Genomic DNA, 20,539 nt, shown 5'->3' on the forward strand with positions numbered 1-20,539 from the left:
CGGACGGCTCCGGAAGCGCGGAGCGGCGAAGCCGATCCGCGCGGGCTATCAGTCCTTCTTGACGTCCCAGAAGAACGGCAGCGGCCCGCTGACCACGCCGGTGACGTTCTTCCGCCAGGCCTGGTAGCCGAGATAGAAGCCCGTCGGCGCGAAGACGACGTTCTCGACGGCGGCCTTGTTGAGACGGCCCATCGCCGCCTTTTCCTCGGCCAGGTCCTTGGCGTTGAACCAGTTGGTGACCTCGGTCTCGACGGCGGGCACGTCGGGCCAGCCGAACCAGGCCTTGTCGCCATTGGCGCGGATCGCGGTATAGGCGGCCGGGTTGATGCAGTCGGCACCGGCATGCCAGGTGTGGAACATGCTCCAGCCGCCCTGCCCCGGAGGCGTCTTCTGGGCGCGGCGGGAGCCGACCGTGCCCCAGTCGGTCGCGACGAAATCGACGTTCATGCCGATGCTCTTGAGCAATTCCGCCGTGACGTCGCCCATCGACTTGGTCGCGGCCATGTCCTGCGCGACGACGCAGACCACGGGCTCGCCCTTGTAGCCGGCCTCGGCGAGGAGCTTCTTGGCCTCGGCGACGTTGCGCTTCTTCAGGATCTCGCCGCCCTCCTCGGTGTAGAGCGGAGTGCCCGGGGTGAAGAAGCCGGGCAGCGGCTTCCAGAGCTTGTCGTCATCGCCGACGACGGCCCGCATGTAGTCTTCCTGGTTCATGGCCGTCAGCACGGCCTGGCGCACCTTCACGTTGTTGAAGGGCGGGAACAGGTGGTTCATGCGGAAGGCGCCGACATTGCCGAGCGGATCGCCGATATCGACATTGATGTCCTTGTGGCCCTTCAGCACAGGCACGAGGTCGGCGAGCGGCGTCTCCCACCAGTCGACCTCGCCATTCTGGAGGGCGGCGGCGGCCGTCGCCGGGTCGGGCATGATCACCCATTCCACGCGGTCGACGAGGATGTTCTTGCCGCCGGCGAGCCAATCGGCCTTCTCCGAACGCGGCTTGTAGTCCGTGAATTTCGCGAACACCGCCTTGGCACCCGGCACCCATTCCTTCTGGAGGAACTTCATCGGACCGGAGCCGATATATTCGGTGATCTGGGTGAAGGGATCGGTCTTGGCGATGCGCTCGGGCATCACGAAGGAACAGGGCGCGTTGTTCTTGGCCAGCGCCAGCAGCATTTTCGGGAAGGGCTGCTTCAGCGACCATTTCCAGGTCAGTTCGTCGACCGGCGCGAGCTCCACCTGGATGGCCCGCAGCATCAGGCCCATCGGATCGCGCGCCGACCAGCGAACGAGGCTCGCGACCACGTCCTTGGAGGTGACGGGCGTGCCGTCATGGAACTTGAGGCCCGAGCGCAGCTTGAAGGTCCAGTTCAGGCCGTCCGAGGAGACCTCCTCGGCCTCGACCATCTGGCGTTGCGGCTGGAACTTGGAATCGATGCCGTAAAGCGTATCCCAGACCAGCGCCGCTGCGTTGCGGACGACGTATTGCGTCCCCCAGATCGGGTCGAAATTGGCGAGATTGGCCTGCGGTACGAAGCGTAGGGTCTTGCTTGGACTTTGCGCGAGGGCCGGCATCGCCAGCCCGCCGGTCGCGGCAGCCATGCCGGCGCCCGTCGCGGATTTCAGAAACGTCCTGCGATCCATCTTGCTCTCCCCTGGAACGGCGCCTCTAGACGGGCTGCCTTGGCGCGAGTTTGGGCAGAAAAACTCCGCCTGACAACTCGCAGCAGCACCCGACCAGGGCCACCTCGCCGCCTGCACGGTTCGTGCCAGACGGAACTTTCGGGCGGGAGCCCGCTGTTTCGGTTCCGGACGGGCCGTTTCGGGCCCGGTTACGGAAAGAATGAAAAATCGCGATTAAATCGGTTTGACCGGTTCGTCGACGCGCGCGAAGGGCCGTGCCAGCTCGAACGCCGCCGCAGCCCGCAGCACGAGCGCGTCCTTGCCGAAGGCGCCGACGATCTGGAGCCCGGCCGGCAGGCCGGCCTTCGTCAGACCGCAGGGCACCGAGATCGCCGGCTGCTCGGTGATGTTGAAGGGGTAGGTGAAGGGCGTCCAGCGCGTCCAGTCCTCGCCATAGGCGCCATGCTGGGGCGTATCGCGCCCCACAGCGAAGGCCGGCAACGGCAGTGTCGGCGTCAGCAGCAGGTCGTATGTCTGATGGAATTGCGCCATCCGATAGGCCAGCGCATTGCGCCGATTCAGCAGCGCGTCGACATAATCCGAGGCCGGGATACGCTCGCCCTGTTCCGCCACCGCGACGAGGCCGGGGTCCATCTGCTTGCGGCCAGCGGCGTCGATGCTCTTCAATGCCAGCGCCGCTCCCGAGGCCCAGAGGGTCATCAGGATCTCGATCGGATCGTCAAAGCCGGGATCGACCTCCTCCACCGTCGCACCAAGCTCGGCGAAGACCTGCGCCGCGGCGGCCGTCAGCGCCGCGATCTCGGGATCGACGGTCACGTCCTGGCCAAGGCGCGGAGACCAGGCGACGCGCAGACCCCTCAGGCCGCCCTTGAGCCCGTCGACATAATCCGGCGGGCGGTCCAGCAACGCCGTCATGTCGCGCGCATCGGGCTGGCCGATCACCTTCATGGCCAGCGCGGTGTCGGTGACGGTGCGGGTCAGCGGTCCGAGATGGGCAAGGAAGCCCATGACCGAGATCGGCCAGGCCGGGACACGGCCGTAGCTTGGCTTCAGGCCGACGACACCGGTGAAGGCTGCGGGAATGCGGATGGAACCCGCCCCGTCCGTGCCCATGTGGAGGCAACCGAGATTGAGCGCGGCACAGACGGCCGCACCCGACGAGGAGCCGCCCGGCCCGGTTCCGGTGTTCCAGGGATTGCGGGTGATGCCGGTGAGCGGCGAATCGCCGACGCCCTTCCAGCCGTATTCCGGCATGGTGGTCTTGCCGAGGAAGACCGTGCCGGCCTCGCGCAGCCGCGCGGTAATGGGGGAATCCTCGGCGAAGGGCGCATCGGAGGCGATGGCCGAGCCGCGCTGCATCGACCAGCCGGCGACGCCGAGATTGTCCTTGATGGTGACGGGCACGCCATCGAGCGGGCCGATCGCCTCGCCCTTCAGCCAGCGCCCCTGCGAGGCTTCGGCCATGGCCAGCGTCACCGCCTCATCACGGACGGCGAAGGCATTGACCGCGGGCTCGAAGCGCTCGATGCGGGCAAACGTATCCTTCGCGACTTCGACGGGAGAGAGCTGCTTGCTGGCATAGAGCGGGCCGAGCTCGGCGGCGGAAAGCGAGGCGATCGTCGTCATCTGGAGACCTCTCAGGCGTTGGCCACACGCCAGGCGGTGGTGAGCAGGATGTTCGCGCCTGCGATCATGTCGTCATCGGTGCTGAACTCGGCCGGGTTGTGCGAGAGCCCGCCGATCGAGGGGATGAACACCATCGCCGTCGGGCAGAGCCGCGCCATCATCTGCGCGTCGTGGCCGGCGCCGGAGATCATGCGCCGGACGGCCAAGCCGAATTCGCCGGCGCTGCGCTCGACCTCGGCGATGATCTCCTCGGCAAAGGGCGTCGCCGGGAAGCGGGCGAGATCGCGGAAGGAGACCTCGATGCCGTCGCGCTCGGCGAGCTCGGCACAGAAGCGGCGCACAGCTTCCTCGGCCTTTGCGAGCGGCGCATCGAGCGGGTTGCGCAGGTCGAGCGTCATCACCACGGTTTCGGGCACGACATTGACGTTGCCGGGCTGGACGCGGATTACGCCGCTATTGGCGAGCTGGTTCGGAATCGTCTTGGTCAGTTCGTTGGCGAAGATGTTGATGCGCGCGGCAGCGAGCCCCGGGTCCTTGCGATAGGCCATCGGTGTCGTGCCGGCATGGCTCGGGCGGCCCTTCAGGGTGAGTTCCAGCCAGCAGATGCCCTGGATGCCTGTGACGGCACCGAGCCCGCCGCCCTCGTTCTCGAGGATCGGCCCCTGCTCGATATGCATCTCGATATAGGCATGGGCCGGCAGGAAGCCCGGCTTCTCGGCGCCCTCGTAACCGATGCGCTTCAATTCGGCGCCGAGGCCGATGCCGTCCGAATCGACTTCCCTGTGCGCCGCCTCGACACTCATGCCCCCGGCCCAGACATAGGAGCCGAGCATGTCGGGGTGGAAGCGCGCGCCCTCCTCGTTGGTGAAGGCGATCACCGCCATGTCGCGCTTCGGCGTCAATCCGGCATCGCGCAAGGCGGCGAGAACCTCGACGCCGGCGACGACGCCGAGCGCGCCGTCGAAGCGCCCGCCGGTGCCGACCGTGTCGATATGCGAGCCCATGATGACGGCCGGACCGTCCTGCTGGCCCTTCAGGATGCCGACGATATTGCCGATGGCATCGACGCGGGTATCGAGGCCGAGCGCCTTCATCTGGGCGACGAGCCAGTCGCGCCCCTGCTTGTCCTCATCGGTCAGGGCAAGGCGCCGGCAGCCGCCTTCCGGCGTCGCGCCGATCTTCGAGAGTTCCGCGAGGCGCGAGGTCAACCTCGCGCCGTCGATCCTCAGATTGGTGCTCATCGGTTCAGGCCCTCCAGCAATTTCCGAGGCAAGATGCAGACCGCGGCGACGGTTGTCGACCCGCGTCCAGCGCATCGGCTCCGAACGGTGAAGCGCGTAGCGGCGGCTATTTCGATGCTCCGATCGGGGGTAGAAGCAGCGCCCCATGTCCGAGATCGCCGAATCCCGCCCGCATCATTCCTGGCTCGGGGAAGCCCGCGCCATGCTGGCCCTGAGCTGGCCGATGGTGCTCACCAATGTCGCGCAGACGGCGATGACGGCCACCGACGTCATCATGATGGGCCAGTTCGGCCCGGATGCGCTGGCAGCCGGCGCGCTCGGCACCAATCTCTACAATGCAACCCTGATCTTCGGCATCGGCGCGATGGGCGCGGTCTCGCCGATGATCGCGATCGAGCTCGGCCGCAACCGGCATGCGGTGCGCGACCTGCGCCGCACGGTCCGCCAGGGCTTCTGGGCCGCGGCGACCATGGTCGGGCCGATGTGGCTCTTCCTCTGGCAGGCCGAATTCATCCTGAGAGCGATGGGTCAGGACCCCGCCCTGTCGAAGGCCGCCGCGTCCTATCTCCACACGCTGCAATGGGGGCTGCTGCCCTTCTTCCTCTATCTGTGCCTGCGCGGCTTCGTCGCCGCGCTGCAGCGGCCGCGCTGGGCTTTCATCGTCGTGCTCTTCGCGGTGGCGTTCAACGCCTTCGCCAACTGGTGCCTGATGTTCGGGCGGCTCGGCTTTCCGGCGCTCGGCCTGCCCGGCTCCGGAATGGCCACGGCCTTGTCCTCAACCCTCATGTTCCTCGGCCTCGCGCTGGTGGTCATGTGGGACAGGCGTTTCCGGCGCTATCAGCTGTTCGGCCGCTTCTGGGTGCCGGACTGGCCGCGCTACCGCGCCTTCTGGCGCATGGGCCTGCCGATCTCGCTGACGCTCTCCTTCGAATCGCTGATCTTCTACGGCGCCGCCTTCATGATGGGGCTGATCGGCTCGACCGCGCTCGCGGCCCACGCCATCGCGATCCAGATCGCCTCACTCGCCTTCATGGTGCCGCTCGGCATCGGCCAGGCCGGGACCGTACGGGTCGGGCGCGCCTTCGGCTCCGGCGACAAGGAGGGCATCCGGCGCGCCGGCATGATGGCGCTCATTCTGGCGCTGAGCTTCATGTGCTTCACGGCGCTGCTGATGGCGACCGTGCCGCATTGGCTGATAGCCCCCTTCCTCGACCGCTCGAAGCCCGGTGCGGAAGCGGTGGCCCAGATCGCGGTGGCCTTCCTGTTCTACGCCGCCCTCTTCCAGATCGCGGACGGGGCGCAGGTCATCGGGTCGTCGATCCTGCGCGGCCTCGGCGACACGCGCCTGCCGATGATTCTCGCCGGCATCGGCTACTGGGGCATCGGACTGCCGCTCTCCGCGACGCTGGGTTTCCTGACCCCGCTCGCCGGCAGCGGCATCTGGATCGGGCTGGTGATCGGGCTTTCGCTCGTCGCCGTGATGATGCTCTGGCGCTGGTGGGCGCGCGAGAAGCTCGGCCTGCTCAAATGGGGATTGCGGGAAGCCACCTGAGCCGGCGAGGCGGCCATCCGCCCTGTTGCCGAACGGCAACAGCGTTGCACGGACACAATTTGGCCATCTCCTGTTCACCCCACGGCCATCTCGGCAACCTTGAACGAGGGTGAGCAACGGCGCATGGAACTCAAGGCGCCGCCCCGCCGTTCATTTCGCCCGTAACACCGAGTTGTCTGTCGATGTCCCCCGACCGCCCATCCGCCTCCCCCCTCGCCCGGCCGACCCGCCGCGTCTTCGCTGCGCTGAGCCCGCTCTTCCTTGCCGCCTGCGTCGCGAACCGACGCCCGGAGCCGTTCGAGGTCGCGCATCAGGGGCCGCATATCAGCGCCGAATATCTGGCGATGTATGGCGAGCGGCCGGATGAGCAGCACCCGCTGCCCGCGACGGACCTTTCCGAGGTCGAGCCGCAGTTCCTGCGCAGGATCGTCTCCTACCCGACCCGCGAGCAGCCCGGCACGATCGTCGTCGATACCGACAACCGCTATCTCTATCTCGTGATGGAAGGCGGCCGCGCCGTGCGTTACGGCATCGGCGTCGGCAAGCAGGGCATGTCCTGGCGCGGCCGCGCCACGGTCGCGCGCAAGGCGCAGTGGCCGCGCTGGACCCCGACCCCGGCGATGATCGCCCGCGAGCCGGAGCGGAACCGCCCCTGGGCCGGCGGTATGGCCGGCGGCCTCGAGAACCCGCTCGGCGCCCGCGCGCTCTATCTCTACCAGGGCGGCCGCGACACGCTCTATCGCATCCATGGCACCTCCGAGCCGTGGTCGATCGGCAAGTCCGTTTCCTCGGGCTGCATCCGCCTGTTCAACCAGGATATCATCGACCTCTATGGCCGCGTCCCGACCGGCACGACCGTCGTTGTGCTCAACCGCGGCACGCTGCAGGCACCGTCCGAGATAGACGAGGCGCCGCCGCCGGACGACGATTTCGGCAGCATCTGAGGCCGAACAGCCTGCCTGATGCCGCACCGGACTCCCGAAAAGTGCAATTCGCTTCTCGGTCCGATGCGGTCACGGCGCCGCCTTGATACCGTCACAGGCCGATCCCACCTCTTGAGCGCGGCGCAACCGCACCGCGCAACGAGAGGAGATGACGATGACGCCGCAGGAACGCGACGTGATCGCCGGGATTTTCGACCGCCTGAAGCAGGCGGCCAATCAGCCCCGCGACCCCGAGGCTGAGAATTTCATCGCAGAACGCCTGCGCGAGCAGCCTTATGCGCCCTATGCCATGGCCCAGGCGGTCTATGTGCAGGAGCAGGCGCTGGCCAACCTGAACCAGCAGGTCGAGAGCCTGCGGGCGCAATTGCGCGAAGCGCAGACGCGCGCCAGCGAGGCGGCCCAGCCGCAGGCCGGCGGCTTCCTGTCCGGCATCTTCGGCGGTGGGTCGGTGCCGCGCACCGGCTCGGTCCCACCCGTGCCGCAGCGCGCCGACGCAGCCGCACCCTCCGCCGCCTGGAACACGCAGCCTCAGGCGCAAGGAGCCCCCGGCCAGGCCATGCCGATGCAGCAGGCAGCGCAGCCCGGCCCGTGGAGCAACCAGCCGCAGCAGCAAGCTGGCGGCGGCGGCTTCATGGCGAGCGCGCTGACCACCGCGGCCGGTGTCGCCGGCGGCATGATGCTCGGCAATGTGCTGACCAATGCCTTCGGTGGCGGCAGCAAGCCCGCGGCCCAGACTGCGAGCGACACCGCCAGCTCCGGCAGCAACGCCGCGGCGACGCCGCAACCGTCTGCCGACCAGGCAGCCGCAGCCCAGCCTGCCACCGACCAGACCGCGCAGGATGGCGGCTACGGCCAGGGCTATGACGGCGAGGCCAGTTACCAGAACGCCGGCCATGACGACGCCGATCCCGGCTTCGACGATGGCGGCGGGGATGACGACAGCTGGGTTTGAGAGCGCCTTTCCCGTCCTGTCACCAGGATAGAATGCAAACGGCGGCCCGCGATGCGAGGCCGCCGTTTTTGTCGATCGGTGTCAGATGAGGCTGTGCCTCAGATCACCAGCACCTTGGCGCCGACGCGGACACGCTCGTAGAGATCGGTGACGTCGTCATTGGTCATGCGGATGCAGCCTGACGAGACCGCCTGCCCGATCGTGTTCGGCTCGTTGGTGCCGTGGATGCGGTAGAGCGTCGAGCCGAGATACATGGCGCGCGCGCCCATCGGGTTGTCGGGGCCGCCGGCCATGAAGCGCGGCAGGTCTGGTCGGCGCTTCAGCATCTCGGACGGAGGCGTCCAGCTCGGCCATTCCGCCTTGCGGGTGATCGTCTTCATGCCGGCCCAGGAAAAGCCCGGCCGACCGACCCCGATGCCGTAGCGCATGGCCCGGCCGCCCGGCTGCACCAGGAAGAGGAAGCGCTGCGGCGTATCGATGATGATCGTGCCCGGCTTGTGCGGCCCGTCATAGGCGACTTCCTGCTTGCGGAAGCGCGGGTCGACGATCTGCTGGATGCCCTGCTGCGGCTCGACCGGCTCGCCGAGTGCCGCCATGCGGCGCGAGGTCCGCGGCTGGCGCGCCGCCTCGAACGGGTCCGGCTCGTAGCCGCCTTGCGGCTGCATGCGCTGGCCATAGGCATAGCCGCCGGGGCGGTTATAGACCGCGCCACCGCGACCATAAGGCGTCGGATCGCGCCCGGTCATCAGCATCTCGATGAAGCCGCCGCCATAATTGCCGTGTCCGCGGCTCGCGGCCATCGGGTCGCCCGGTGCGGCATAGCCGTAGTTCTGGCGAGTGCCCTGCGCGGCAACCGGAGCGGCAACGGCCATGGCCCCGACAACGGCTAGGAGCGGGAGAAGGATCTTTCGACGCATGACGCAAGCACTCTCGACATCAACTGCCGGAAGCCTGCGGCTTGCCTTCAAAGGAATGGTGAATCGTTGACTCTCAAGCGTAGAAACCGGGCCGAAACCGCTGAATTCGCGGAATTAACCTTAGCAGGCGGTCAAGCGACAGGGTGAAGGAAACCTTGCCGCCTCACCGGCGCGCGGAGCGCCGGGCGAGCCAGCGCAGCTTCAGGCCCGTGCGCCAGCGGCCGACATCGCAGGCCAGGATCACCGCCGCATAGACCAGCCCGCCGAGCGCGACCTGGAGCGGCAGTTCGAGCGGCGCCGGCAGCGTGCCGCGCAGCGGCCAGACCGCGAGCCCCATCGCGGCGCCGGCGGCGAGGACGCATGCGATCTCGCGCCAAGGCGGCGATGCCGGAAGCGCGCGCAGCGCCACCACCGCGGTGACCAGCAGCGCCGTCAAATAGGCGGCGCTCTGCGCGATCGAGACCGTCGTCGGCGCAAGCGCGCCCGGCAGGGCGAAGATGATGGCGAGGTCGACGGCCAGCCCCGTCAGGGCAGCCAGCGCGGCAATAAGCGTACGCTTCGCCAGCAGGAAGACGGGCGCGAGCGCCGCCTGGAACAGTGCGATCGCAGCGAAGCCGGGCAGCAACAGCGCCATATGATCCGCGAAATGGCCGCGGAAGCCCTGGGGAACGAAGAGCCGCTCGAAGGCCGGCAGGATCAGCCAGAAGCCAAGCGCGACCGGCAGCACGCAGGCCATCACCACGACCATGTTGCGGGCGATGCGCTTCTGCGCGGCGATGCGCCCACGCGTCTCGTCGAGGCGGATGATCTCGCGCAGCAGCACGATCTCGAGCATCGAGGCCAGCACGGGGAAAAGCCGCAGGCCGATATCGGAGGCCAGCGAGAAATAGCCGGCCTCGGCGAAGCCGTGGCGATCGGCCAGGATGGCGCGGTTGATGAGCGGGATCGCGGCATAGACCGCATTGCCAGCGACGAGCGGCAGGGCATAGCGCGCGAAATTGCGCATCAAATCCGTCCGCGGTGCGCCCGGTGCCGGCTTCGCATCGGCCAGGCGGCCGCGGTTGGCGAGAACGGCAGCGCCCGCGCTGAGGACGCCGCCGAGCAGGACGACGGTCGGATCGCGGGTCCACCAGGCACCGCCGACCATCAGCAGCAGGGCCGCCACGCTTCTGACCAGGACGAGCCGGGCATAGGCTGCATCAAGGAAGCGGGCGCGGGCGATGGCGGCGTGATAATCGAACCAGCCGGCAGCGATACCGCCGGCAACCGCAGCCATCAGCAGCGCGGACGGCAATCCGGTATCGACCCCGGCGAGCATCGCCGCCGCCAGAAGGGCCGAGAGGGACAGAGCGACACCGGCGAAGAGCAGATCGAGCGTCGCGCGGATGCCGGGGTCGCTTTCGCGGCTCTGCAGGGAGTAGAAGCGGACGACCGAGAGCTTCAGCCAGTCGAGCAGCGCCGTGTTGACGAGCACGACGGTGGCGGCGCCGATGGCGTAGAGCCCGAAGGCCTCCGGGCCGAGGAACAAGGCGACGAGCAGCCCGAGGACGAAATTCAGCCCGGCATTGACGATGAAGGGCAAAAGAACGGTCATCGTGCTTTCGCCGCCTCGTCCCGATCTCTGCGTTGCCACGGTTGAAGCGCGCGACTCAAACCAGCCGCACCGCCCTTCGGATCGGGGGTAGCCGGACGGGGCGATATTTCCAAGGGGAAGCTGCGAAGGCGCTCCCGCCCGCCCTGCTGCCACGGCATTGCCCAACGCCGTTCCCACACCTGTACGGCGGGAGGATTTGACCCTAAGGCAGGCGTCATGACCCCGCCCATCCGGCTTGCCCATGACGACGATTCCGGTCCGCTCTCCGCCCTGATCGCGGCGAGCTTCGCGGAATATCCGGGCTGCGTTTTCGTCGAGGCGGAGCTTCCGGAGCTGCGTCGGCCCGCGACCGCTTTCGCGGCCAAAGGCGGCATGCTCTGGATCGTGGATGGACCGGACGGACGCATTGCCGGCTCCCTCGGCATCGTGCCGGTCCCCGAGCAGAACGCCGCCGAGCTTGCCAAGGTCTATGTCGACCCCGCGTTCCGGGGCGCCGGGCTGGCACAGGCCCTCTTCGCCAGGGCGATGGACTTCGCCGAACAGGGCGGCTTCGCCGAGATGACGCTCTGGTCGGACACGCGCTTCACCCGCGGTCATCGCTTCTACGAGAAGCTCGGCTTCATGCGCTGGCCGGGCGAGCGCTATCTCGGCGATGCCTCGGAAAGCTGGGAGTATCATTTCCGCAAGCGGCTGCGCCCCGGCCCATGACCTTGTCCATCGCTTTCCGGGCCGCGCTCGGCATCGCCCTGCTGACTGCCATGGATGCGGTCATCAAGGGCCAGATGCAGCAGCATTCCTTCATCGTGGCGCTGTTCATGCGCTTCCTGATGGGCGGGCTCTGTGCCCTTGCGGTGCTGGCGATCGCGCGCCCCGCACGCCCGACCCGCGCCAGCCTCATCGGCAATATCGTGCGCGTACCGATCGTCGTGCTGACGGCAGGCAGCTTCTTCTACTCGGTCTCGGTGCTGCCCTTGGCGGAAGCGCTGACGCTGTCTTTCCTCGCGCCGGTCTTCGTCGCGCTGCTCGGGGGATTGATCCTCAAGGAGAAGATCGACAGGCGCATCCTGCAGGCACTCGGCTTCGGGCTTGCCGGCATGCTGGTCATGGTCTGGCCGCGCCTGCAGGGCCATGTCAGCGGGGCCAGCCTCGGCGTCGCTGCCGCGCTGTTCTCGGCCGTCAGCTACGCCTTCAATCTGATCCTGCTCAGGCGCATCGCCGTGCGCGAGCACCCGACCGTCATCGTCGCCTTTCAGAATTGCGGGCCGGCGCTGTGCCTCGCCATTCCGGCCTGGTACGCCTTCGTGCCGATGAGCTTCGGTGACCTCGCCGCCTATCTCTTCGCGGGAGCGCTCGGCGTCGCCGGCCATCTCACGCTGACCTCGGCCTATGCCCACGCGGCCGCCTCGCGCCTGGCGCCGATCGAATACACGGCGCTGGTCTGGGCGAGCCTGCTCGGCTTCTTCGTGTTCGGCGAGGTGCCGCTCTACACGACCTATGCCGGCGCGCTGCTGATCGTCGCCGGGGCCGTCGCCGTCAGCCGGCGCTAGGGCTTAGTCTGCAAGATCAGGCAGGTCTCGGTGCCGTGCGCGAGCAGCTTTCCCCGCGCGTCGACGAGCCTGCCCTCCGTCGTCACCACCGTATTGCCGCGGTGTATCAGCCTGCCTTCGCAGCGCACCTTGCCGCTGTCCGGCATGACCGGGCGGACATAGTTCAACTTCATCTCCAGCGTGGTGTAGCCCTCGCCCGGCTTCAGCGTCGCGTGGGCGGCGCAGGCCATGGCGGAATCGAGGATCGTCGCGGTCCAGCCTCCATGGATCGTGCCCAGCGGATTGAAGAAGCGCGCCGAAGGCTGGCCGGAGAAAACCACCCTGCCCTCATCGGCCTCGACCAGCTCGAAATCCATGGCGTCGGCGAAGGGCGGCGCCGGATTGGTGCCGGCGATGATCCCGCGCAGAAAGCTCAAGCCATCGCCCGCGACCAGTTCCTCGCGAGACACCACCCCAACAGCGCGCATCGTATCGATCTCCATTCGTGTATCTGCACGATAAAGATGCGATCGAGCGCCGGTCAACCGCCAATCGCGGCTTCAGCGCTCGCCGCGCGCAGCCCGGCGCAGCGCCCTGAGACCGTCGCGGGTTTCGCGCCAGCGCTCCTCGCCGAAACCGCCCTCGATCTTGTCCTGCGCCGCGCGCCAGTACGGAATGGCGGCCTCGATCGCGGCCCTGCCCTTTTCGGTCACGGCGTAGACCGAGGCCCGCCCCCGGCACTCGACCGGCTCGACCATGCCCTCAGTCGCCAGAAGCTGGAGGTTGCGCGTCAGCGAGGTCCGCTCCAGCGCGAAGCGTTCCGCCAGCTCCGTGACCGATTTCCATTGCCCCGTGCTGAGCGCCGAGAGCAGCACGAACTGGGTGATCTTGAGGCCGCTCGGACGCATCGCCTCGTCATAGGCCCGCGTCACGGCGCGTGCGGTCATGCGCACATGCAGTGCGACGCAGGAGCGGGCGATGGCGTCGAGGCGCGGGTCGGGCGAGGGCGTCGTCATTCCGCCATGTTAGCGTGTTCAAGCGCTGCTGCCAGCAGGCCTGCTGCGACCTGCGACATCGCATCCGCCGGCGTTCACTTTATCGCAGGGCGCTTCCTTGACTCTCCGGACGCCCGCGCCTATCTCCCCGCCATCTGTTAGCACTCCCATCAGGTGACTGCTAACAGCCTCCCCCGGGAGCCCTTCAGCGGCACCCGAAACGAATAAGACCGAGAGGAAGACAGAACCATGAAGTTCCGTCCTTTGCATGACCGCGTCGTGGTCCGTCGCCTGGATGGCGAAGAGAAGACCAAGGGTGGCATCATCATTCCCGAGACCGCCAAGGAAAAGCCCCAGGAGGGCGAGGTCATCGCCGTCGGTTCCGGCGCGCGTGACGAGGCCGGCAAGCTCGTTGCCCTCGACGTCAAGAAGGGCGACCGCGTCCTGTTCGGCAAGTGGTCGGGCACCGAGGTCAAGATCGATGGTCAGGACCTCCTGATCATGAAGGAATCCGACATCATGGGCGTCGTCGGCTGATAGCCGCCTGACCGCTCTCTTCCGTTTCCAGTTCAAGGAGTAGCTCTCATGGCTGCTAAAGACGTCAAGTTCGGCACCGATGCCCGCGACAAGATGCTGCGCGGCGTGGATATCCTCGCCAACGCCGTGAAGGTCACGCTGGGTCCGAAGGGCCGCAACGTCGTGATCGAGAAGTCGTTCGGCGCCCCGCGCATCACCAAGGACGGCGTCACCGTCGCCAAGGAAATCGAGCTTTCCGACAAGTTCGAGAACATGGGCGCCCAGATGGTCCGCGAAGTCGCTTCGCGCCAGAACGACCATGCCGGCGACGGCACCACCACCGCCACCGTTCTCGCCCAGGCGATCGTCCGTGAAGGCGCCAAGTCGGTTGCGGCCGGCATGAACCCGATGGACCTGAAGCGCGGCATCGACCTGGCCGTCGAGGCCATCGTCGCCGACCTCAAGAAGAACTCCAAGAAGGTCACGTCGAACGCGGAAGTCGCGCAGGTCGGCACGATCTCGGCCAACGGCGACGAGTCGGTCGGCAAGATGATCTCGACCGCCATGCAGAAGGTCGGCAACGAGGGTGTCATCACCGTCGAGGAAGCCAAGACCGCCGAGACCGAACTCGACGTCGTCGAGGGCATGCAGTTCGACCGCGGCTATCTCTCGCCGTACTTCATCACCAACTCGGAGAAGATGGTCGCCGAGCTGGAAGACCCCTACATCCTGATCTTCGAGAAGAAGCTGTCCTCGCTCCAGGCGATGCTGCCGATCCTCGAGGCCGTCGTGCAGACCGGCAAGCCGCTGCTCATCATCGCCGAGGACGTCGAGGGCGAGGCCCTGGCCACGCTCGTCGTCAACAAGCTCCGTGGCGGCCTGAAGGTCGCGGCCGTCAAGGCTCCGGGCTTCGGTGATCGCCGCAAGGCCATGCTCGAGGACATCTCGATCCTGACCGCCGGCCAGATGATCTCGGAAGACCTCGGCATCAAGCTCGAGACCGTGACGCTCAACATGCTCGGCCGCGCCAAGAAGGTGCGCATCGAGAAGGAGAACACCACGATCATCGACGGCGCCGGCAAGAAGAAGGACATCGAGGCTCGCGTCGGCCAGATCAAGGCCCAGATCGAGGAGACCTCCTCGGACTACGACCGTGAGAAGCTCCAGGAGCGTCTGGCCAAGCTCGCCGGCGGCGTCGCGGTCATCCGCGTCGGCGGCGCGACCGAGGTCGAGGTCAAGGAGAAGAAGGACCGCGTCGACGACGCCCTGAACGCGACCCGCGCTGCGGTCGAAGAAGGTATCCTTCCCGGCGGTGGCGTCGCGCTCCTGCGCGCCCTGTCCTCGGTCAAGGGCATCAAGACCCAGAACGACGACCAGAAGACCGGTGTCGAGATCGTCCGCAAGGCGATCGCCGCTCCGGCCCGCCAGATCGTCGACAACGCCGGCGATGACGGCGCGGTCGTGATCGGCAAGCTGCTCGAGGCCAAGGACTACTCCTACGGCTACAATGCCCAGACCGGCGAGTACGGCGATCTGGTCAAGGCCGGCATCATCGACCCGACCAAGGTCGTGCGTACGGCGATCCAGGACGCGGCTTCGATCGCTGGCCTGCTGATCACCACCGAGGCGATGGTTGCCGAGCAGCCGAAGAAGGACGCCCCGATGCCCCCGATGGGCGGCGGCGGCATGGGCGGCATGGACTTCTGATCCATCCACCTACCGAGACTACGGAAGGCCCGGCGCAAGCCGGGCCTTTTTCATTTCACGACACTGTCATCCGCCGGCCATCCGGCTGTCGTCGCGGGCGCGCATCGAGGCGCCTTCAACTTCACCGCGACAGAGATGATCATGCCCACACGCCGCCTCGTCCTCGCCGGCCTCGCCGCCAGCAGCGTCGCTCCCGCCTTCGCTCAAGGCTCGGACTGGCGCCAGAGCATCAAGGAGGTGCGCTTCGGCGTCTCATCCGCCGAGAACGAGGCCGGCGCCATCGCCCGCACCCAGCCGATGGTGGATTACCTGTCGCAGCGCCTCGGCGTGCCCGTGCGCTTCTTCCGGGTCGCCGACTATGCCGGCCTGGTCGAGGCGATGCGCGCCGACCAGGTCGATTTCGCCCGCTTCGGCCCCGCGGTCTACGCGCTCGGCCGCCGCGTGCTCGGCGACAAGCTCCAGCCGCTGCTGCGCGATGTCGATAACCACGGGCAGGAAGGCTATTACTCCGTGCTGCTGGTGCGGTCGGAGAGCCCCTACCAGAACCTCGCCGATCTCAAGGGCAAGGTGATGGCCTTCGCTGATCCGAACTCGACCTCCGGCTACGCCTTCCCCTCCTATTTCCTGCGCAAGCAGGGCATCGATCCGAAGACCCATTTCAGCGGCACGGTCTTCTCCGGCGGCCACGACAATTCGGTTCTGGCGCTGGTGCGCGGCCAGTTCGATATCGTCGCGACCCACCAGACCAATACAGAGCACGGCGTCGCGCAAAGGCTCGCCGATCGCGGGATGATCCCGGCCGGCTCGACCCGGGTGATCTGGACCTCGCCGCTGATCCCGGCGAGCCCGTTCTCGACCCGTGCCAACCTGCCGCAGGGGCTGAAGGACGATTTCGTCGCCGCCATGAACGGGATGAAGGAGGCGGCTCCCGAGGCCTGGAAGAGCTTCACCGACGGCCATGTCTCGCACTATGCGCCGGCCCGGCACGAGGATTATCTCGACGTGATCGCCGTTACAGAGGAGCTGGAAGCCCAGCGCAAGGCGCGCAGCGGCTGAGCGCGGGCGGGGCCTTTTCCAGCCTCGCGATGCCGCCTGCCGCACCGCCATGCATTTCCCGACAGGACTGATGAAAGCTTGGGCAGTGCCTTCCGCCGGCTTCCTGGCTTATACAGGCGGCAAGCGATCCCTGTCGGGCTCGCGCGCCAAAGTTGCATGCCGTAGGGAGATGCAGATGAAAAAGTCACAACTTCTGTCCGGCGCCGCGCTCGCTGCCGCGCTGTTCCTCTCCGCCCAGGCCGCGCAGGCTGACATCACCATCGGCCTCGTCGCGCCGCTGACCGGCCCGGTCGCCGCCTATGGCGACCAGGTCAAGAACGGCGCCCAGACCGCCGTCGACGTGATCAACAAGAATGGCGGCGTGCTCGGCGAGAAGCTCGTGCTGAAGCTCGCCGACGATGCCGGCGATCCGAAGCAGGGCGTCTCCTCCGCCAACCTGCTCGTCGGCGACAAGGTCAAGTTCGTGGTCGGCCCGGTGACCTCCGGCGTCGCCATGGCGGTCTCGGACGTGTTCTCCGAAAGCGGCGTGCTGATGGTGACGCCGACCGCGACCTCGCCGGCGCTGACCACCCGCGGCCTGACCAATGTCTTCCGCACCTGCGGCCGCGACGACCAGCAGGCCGACATCGCCGCCGCTTACGTCCTGAAGAACTTCAAGGACGCGAAGATCGCGATCGTCCATGACAAGGGCACCTACGGCAAGGGCCTCGCCGACGCCTTCCAGAAGGGCATCAATGCCGGCGGGCTCAAGGAAGTGATCGCCCTGACGGTCAATCCCGGCGACAAGGACCTCTCGGCCGTCGTGACGCGCCTGAAGGCTGCGAATGTCGACGCCATCTATTTCGGCGGCTACCATCCCGAGGGCGGCCTGCTCGCGCGCCAGCTCGCCGACGCCGGCGTGAAGGCGACGATCATCGGTGGCGAAGGCCTCTCCAACACGGAGTTCGCGGCGATTGGCGGCGACCGTGCCACCGGCACGCTCTTCACCAACGCGACAGACGCGCTGAAGAACCCCGACTCGGCCCAGGCCGTCGCAGCGCTGAAGGAGAAGGGCATCCCGCCGGAGGCCTTCACGCTCAACGCCTACGCCGCGGTCGAGGTGCTCAAGGCCGCGATCGAGAAGGCCGGCAAGCCGGGCGATGCCAATGGCGCCGCCAAGGCCCTGCATTCCGGCATGCCGGTCAAGACCGCGATCGGCACGCTGACCTATGGCAAGACCGGCGACCTGAGCTCGCCGAGCTTCTCGATGTACAAGTGGGACGCCGGCAAGATCGTCGCCGCCGAGTGATCGGCCGGCGGTCGAACCGCCCGTCTTTTCGAGCTTCGCGCCCCGGACGAGCCCTGCTCGTCCGGGGCGTTTCGCTTCAGGGTCCGCTGGATCGCGGACGGCTCGCCGCGACCTCTCCGGCAGATGACAATTTGCTCATCCGGGCGCGTCGCCATTGAAAGGCCACTCCCGCTGCGACATGGTCCGAATCGTGGCTTTCACCGTCTCCCGCCAGGATCCCCGTCTATGCGCTTGTTGAGCATCCTCGTCGCCGTGCTGGCGGCGGCCACGCTGATCGTCGGCCAGCAAGCCGGCTCGGCTGCCCTTATCGGAATGGGTGTCGTCGGCCTGCTGCTGGCGGTCGTGACCTTTCGCTCGCCGGCCCTGCCCTTCTTCCTGCGGATATTCTCGGGCGTCTTCGCCATCGAGTACCTGGTGTTCGGCGCGGCCGCGATCGCGGCCCATCTCGGCTGGTGGCCTGCGACGCTTGGCGTTCCACCGATACCGACCAGCCTGCCGACGACGGTCGGCGTCTTCGCGATCCTGATCTACGCGATCTCCTTCGTGCCGGTGATCGCGCGCATCGCACGCATCGCCTCGCCCTATTTCGAATCCGACCAGATCACCACCGCCAATCTCTGGCCGATCGGCCCGTTCAAGATCAGGCTCGGCACGCTGGCAGTCTCGCTCTTCGTCTTCCTGATCGTCCTCAACCAGATTCAGGTCGGCATCACGCTGCGCCTCTCCTTCTTCAACCGCGACATGTACGACGCGCTGCAGAACAAGGATGCGACGGCGTTCTGGTACCAGCTCTTCTACGTCTTCTGCGTCTGGGCGGTGCTCTGGGTCGCCTCGAACCTGATCGAGCTGTTCGCCAACTACACGATCCTGATCCGCTGGCGGCAGTTCATGGCGAACGAGTACACGCGGCGCTGGCTCGACCACGCGACGCACTATCGGATCGCGCTTGCCGGCAGCGTCGACAACCCCGACCAGCGTATCGCCGAGGACACGCGCTCCTTCGTCAACTCGACCTACGGCTTCGCGCTGCCCCTGCTTTCGCAGGTCTCCACGCTGGTCTCGTTCTCGATCATCCTCTGGAACATCCAGGTCAGCTTCACCCTGCCCGGCACCTCGGTTGCGATCCCCGGCTATATCTTCTGGGTGGCGTTCTTCTATGCGGTGGCGGCTACCTGGCTCACCCATGTGATCGGCCGCCCGCTGATCCGGCTCGAATTCGAGCAGGAGAAGCGCGAGGCGAATTTCCGCTTCTCGCTGGCGCGCCTGCGCGAATATTCCGAGCAGATCGCGCTGATGGTCGGCGAACCGACCGAGCGCAGCCATCTCGCCCAGCGCTTCCGCGATATCGTCGAGAACTTCTACCGACTGGTCTGGCGCCGGCTGAAGCTGACCAGTTTCACCCTGTCCTACAACCAGCTCAGCGTCGTCTTGCCCTACATCATTCTTGCTCCGTACTATTTCGCGGGCACGATCACGCTGGGCATCATGATGCAGGTCGCCGGAGCCTTCGACCGGGTGCAGACGGCCCTCTCCTTCATCATCAACAGCTACTCCTCGATCGCCTCCTATCTCGCCTCGATCAACCGCCTGACCTCCTTCGAGACCGCCGTCGAAGAAGCGCAGCACGGCGCGATCAGCGAGGAGGCGCTCGGCCGCGAGACCTCTGATGACGAGAGCCTGCATCTCCGCGACGCCACGCTCCTCCTGCCCAACGGCAAGCCGATCGTGAAGCTCGGCGCGCTCGATCTCGGCAAGACACGCTCGACGCTGCTGATCGGCCCCTCCGGCTCGGGCAAGTCGACGCTGTTCCGCGCCATTGCCGGCATCTGGCCGTTCGGCGACGGCAAGGTCGGGATTCCCGCGGAGGCGCAGATCATGCTGCTGCCGCAGCGCCCTTATCTGCCGCAGGGTTCGCTGAGAGCAGCGCTCGCCTATCCGGCCGAGGAAGGTGCCTATGACGACGCCGCGACCCGAACGGCCATGGAGAAGGTCAAGCTCGGCCACCTCGCTGACAAGCTCGACGAGGTCGACCTCTGGGGCCAGCGCCTCTCGGGCGGCGAGCAGCAGCGCCTGGCCGTGGCGCGCGCCCTTCTGACCAAGCCGGACTGGCTCTTCCTGGACGAGGCGACCGCCTCGCTCGACGAGAAGCTGGAAGGCGAGATCTATAACACGATCGACCGCGAGCTGCCGCAGACCCGGATCGTCTCGATCGGCCATCGCGCGACGCTGCGCAGCATGCACGACGCGATTGTCACCATGGAGCCCAATGCGGACGGCACCTTCACGCCGACGCCCACCGCGAAAACGCCGGCGGCCTGACGCCGGCGCGCCCTCCTCTTGCCGAAACGAAAAGGGTCGCTCGCGCGACCCTTTTCCGATTCATCTGCTGCGCAGCAGCCTTCTCCCCTCAAAGGGAAGAAAGCGCCTCGGTCAAAGCGACCGGCTCAGCGTCAACTCGCCCGCCCCGCCCTTCAGCACGAGGCGGCCGTTGACGAGATCCCATTTGTTCGTCGCGCGCAGCGCCGTCAGGAACGCCTTCTCGAAATCGAGCGTGCCCTTGTCGCAACTGCGCTTGGTGATGGCGATCGGGCCGACCGCGAAGCCCTGCTGGCGCAGCGGATAGGCGGACGCGGAGAAGGTGTTGCAGCCGCCGAAGCCGGTGCCCCGCAGATTCTGGTCGACGATCAGGGTCGCGCGACGGTCCTGGACCGGCTTGCCGTTCATCGCCACGACGCTCCAGCTCGCGCCGAGCGGAAAGGTCTTCTCCTGCTGCGGCAACGGAATCGCCGTCGTCCCGCCGCCGAGTTCCTCTCGAGACGGCATCTGCTGGCGGCGCTGCGCCATCGCTTCGCCCGGCATCAGCATCGGCACGGCCAGGGTCGCAAGAACGGCCGCAAGGCCAAGGCGTCGGATCATGATCGTCTTACCCGCATTCATCACTCGCACGGCAACGCGACGTGCCGCCAAACCGGTTAACACGC

The 20,539-nt window shown here is 67.1% G+C and carries 18 protein-coding genes; 10 read left to right on the forward strand and 8 right to left on the reverse strand.

Translation table 11 applies throughout. The features are described from left to right. Nucleotides 1-48 precede the first annotated feature (48 nt). The 3 genes from AC1RLU_RS10165 to AC1RLU_RS10175 form a co-directional block, all read right to left on the reverse strand. The gene (locus AC1RLU_RS10165; RefSeq protein WP_492795384.1) at nucleotides 49-1,644 is read right to left on the reverse strand and encodes an ABC transporter substrate-binding protein; all 1,596 of its coding nucleotides are present in this window, start codon (nucleotides 1,642-1,644) and stop codon (nucleotides 49-51) included. Between the two features lie 213 nt (nucleotides 1,645-1,857). Further along, complete coding sequence (locus AC1RLU_RS10170; protein ID WP_492795385.1) at nucleotides 1,858-3,270, reverse strand: amidase; 1,413 nt, start codon at nucleotides 3,268-3,270, stop codon at nucleotides 1,858-1,860. Between the two features lie 11 nt (nucleotides 3,271-3,281). Continuing rightward, nucleotides 3,282-4,511, reverse strand: a complete 1,230-nt coding sequence (locus tag AC1RLU_RS10175) for a M20 family metallo-hydrolase (protein WP_492795387.1) — start codon at nucleotides 4,509-4,511, stop codon at nucleotides 3,282-3,284. A gap of 145 nt (nucleotides 4,512-4,656) precedes the next feature. Between AC1RLU_RS10175 and AC1RLU_RS10180 the strand changes: the two genes are divergently transcribed. The 3 genes from AC1RLU_RS10180 (at nucleotide 4,657) to AC1RLU_RS10190 (ending at nucleotide 7,959) form a co-directional block, all read left to right on the forward strand. Next, nucleotides 4,657-6,063 carry an MATE family efflux transporter gene (locus tag AC1RLU_RS10180; protein ID WP_492795389.1) on the forward strand — a complete coding sequence of 469 codons (1,407 nt, stop codon included), beginning with the start codon at nucleotides 4,657-4,659 and terminating at the stop codon, nucleotides 6,061-6,063. Nucleotides 6,064-6,245: 182 nt separating this feature from the next. Then, nucleotides 6,246-7,007 carry a L,D-transpeptidase gene (locus tag AC1RLU_RS10185; protein ID WP_061964587.1) on the forward strand — a complete coding sequence of 254 codons (762 nt, stop codon included), beginning with the start codon at nucleotides 6,246-6,248 and terminating at the stop codon, nucleotides 7,005-7,007. Between the two features lie 154 nt (nucleotides 7,008-7,161). After that, a complete protein-coding gene (locus tag AC1RLU_RS10190) occupies nucleotides 7,162-7,959 on the forward strand; it encodes a DUF2076 domain-containing protein (RefSeq protein WP_492795391.1) in 798 nt (265 codons plus the stop codon). A gap of 98 nt (nucleotides 7,960-8,057) precedes the next feature. Here AC1RLU_RS10190 and AC1RLU_RS10195 read toward each other — a convergent pair whose 3' ends face one another. Together AC1RLU_RS10195 and AC1RLU_RS10200 are read right to left on the reverse strand one after the other, a co-directional pair. After that, nucleotides 8,058-8,831: a L,D-transpeptidase gene (locus tag AC1RLU_RS10195; RefSeq protein WP_492795393.1), complete on the reverse strand. Its 774-nt coding sequence runs from the start codon at nucleotides 8,829-8,831 to the stop codon at nucleotides 8,058-8,060. Nucleotides 8,832-9,039: 208 nt separating this feature from the next. Next, nucleotides 9,040-10,470 carry a lipopolysaccharide biosynthesis protein gene (locus tag AC1RLU_RS10200; protein WP_492795395.1) on the reverse strand — a complete coding sequence of 477 codons (1,431 nt, stop codon included), beginning with the start codon at nucleotides 10,468-10,470 and terminating at the stop codon, nucleotides 9,040-9,042. 216 nt (nucleotides 10,471-10,686) lie between these two features. Here AC1RLU_RS10200 and AC1RLU_RS10205 point away from each other — a divergent pair, with 216 nt between their 5' ends. Together AC1RLU_RS10205 and AC1RLU_RS10210 are read left to right on the forward strand one after the other, a co-directional pair. Next, nucleotides 10,687-11,178, forward strand: coding sequence for a GNAT family N-acetyltransferase (locus AC1RLU_RS10205; RefSeq protein WP_091855791.1), 492 nt, complete (start codon nucleotides 10,687-10,689; stop codon nucleotides 11,176-11,178). Further along, entirely contained in the window at nucleotides 11,175-12,017 is an 843-nt protein-coding gene (locus tag AC1RLU_RS10210) for a DMT family transporter (RefSeq protein WP_244511884.1), read from the forward strand. Before AC1RLU_RS10205 ends, AC1RLU_RS10210 begins: the two co-directional genes overlap by 4 nt. Here AC1RLU_RS10210 and AC1RLU_RS10215 read toward each other — a convergent pair. Continuing rightward, nucleotides 12,014-12,484: a PaaI family thioesterase gene (locus tag AC1RLU_RS10215; RefSeq protein ID WP_113585928.1), complete on the reverse strand. Its 471-nt coding sequence runs from the start codon at nucleotides 12,482-12,484 to the stop codon at nucleotides 12,014-12,016. The genes AC1RLU_RS10210 and AC1RLU_RS10215 overlap by 4 nt on opposite strands. 72 nt (nucleotides 12,485-12,556) lie before the next feature. Beyond that, nucleotides 12,557-13,012, reverse strand: a complete 456-nt coding sequence (locus tag AC1RLU_RS10220; RefSeq protein ID WP_061964601.1) for a MarR family winged helix-turn-helix transcriptional regulator — start codon at nucleotides 13,010-13,012, stop codon at nucleotides 12,557-12,559. Between the two features lie 228 nt (nucleotides 13,013-13,240). On the opposite strand from AC1RLU_RS10220, the gene groES reads away from it, so the two are divergent. The 5 genes from groES (at nucleotide 13,241) to AC1RLU_RS10245 (ending at nucleotide 19,877) form a co-directional block, all read left to right on the forward strand. Continuing rightward, nucleotides 13,241-13,528 (forward strand): co-chaperone GroES, encoded by a 288-nt coding sequence (gene groES / locus AC1RLU_RS10225; protein ID WP_061964603.1) that lies wholly within the window; start codon nucleotides 13,241-13,243, stop codon nucleotides 13,526-13,528. A gap of 48 nt (nucleotides 13,529-13,576) precedes the next feature. Continuing rightward, nucleotides 13,577-15,214, forward strand: a complete 1,638-nt coding sequence (groL, locus tag AC1RLU_RS10230; RefSeq protein WP_061964605.1) for a chaperonin GroEL — start codon at nucleotides 13,577-13,579, stop codon at nucleotides 15,212-15,214. 141 nt (nucleotides 15,215-15,355) lie between these two features. Beyond that, nucleotides 15,356-16,270 carry a phosphate/phosphite/phosphonate ABC transporter substrate-binding protein gene (gene phnD / locus AC1RLU_RS10235; RefSeq protein ID WP_492795397.1) on the forward strand — a complete coding sequence of 305 codons (915 nt, stop codon included), beginning with the start codon at nucleotides 15,356-15,358 and terminating at the stop codon, nucleotides 16,268-16,270. 175 nt (nucleotides 16,271-16,445) lie between these two features. Then, complete coding sequence (locus AC1RLU_RS10240) at nucleotides 16,446-17,558, forward strand: branched-chain amino acid ABC transporter substrate-binding protein (protein WP_492795398.1); 1,113 nt, start codon at nucleotides 16,446-16,448, stop codon at nucleotides 17,556-17,558. Nucleotides 17,559-17,783: 225 nt separating this feature from the next. After that, a complete protein-coding gene (locus tag AC1RLU_RS10245; protein ID WP_492795399.1) occupies nucleotides 17,784-19,877 on the forward strand; it encodes an ABC transporter ATP-binding protein/permease in 2,094 nt (697 codons plus the stop codon). A gap of 111 nt (nucleotides 19,878-19,988) precedes the next feature. On the opposite strand, the gene AC1RLU_RS10250 is transcribed toward AC1RLU_RS10245, so the two are convergent. Next, nucleotides 19,989-20,474: an META domain-containing protein gene (locus AC1RLU_RS10250; protein ID WP_185745223.1), complete on the reverse strand. Its 486-nt coding sequence runs from the start codon at nucleotides 20,472-20,474 to the stop codon at nucleotides 19,989-19,991. Between the last annotated feature and the right edge of the window lie 65 nt (nucleotides 20,475-20,539).

The organism is Allobosea sp. GW822-FHT05A11 (assembly GCF_058800455.1).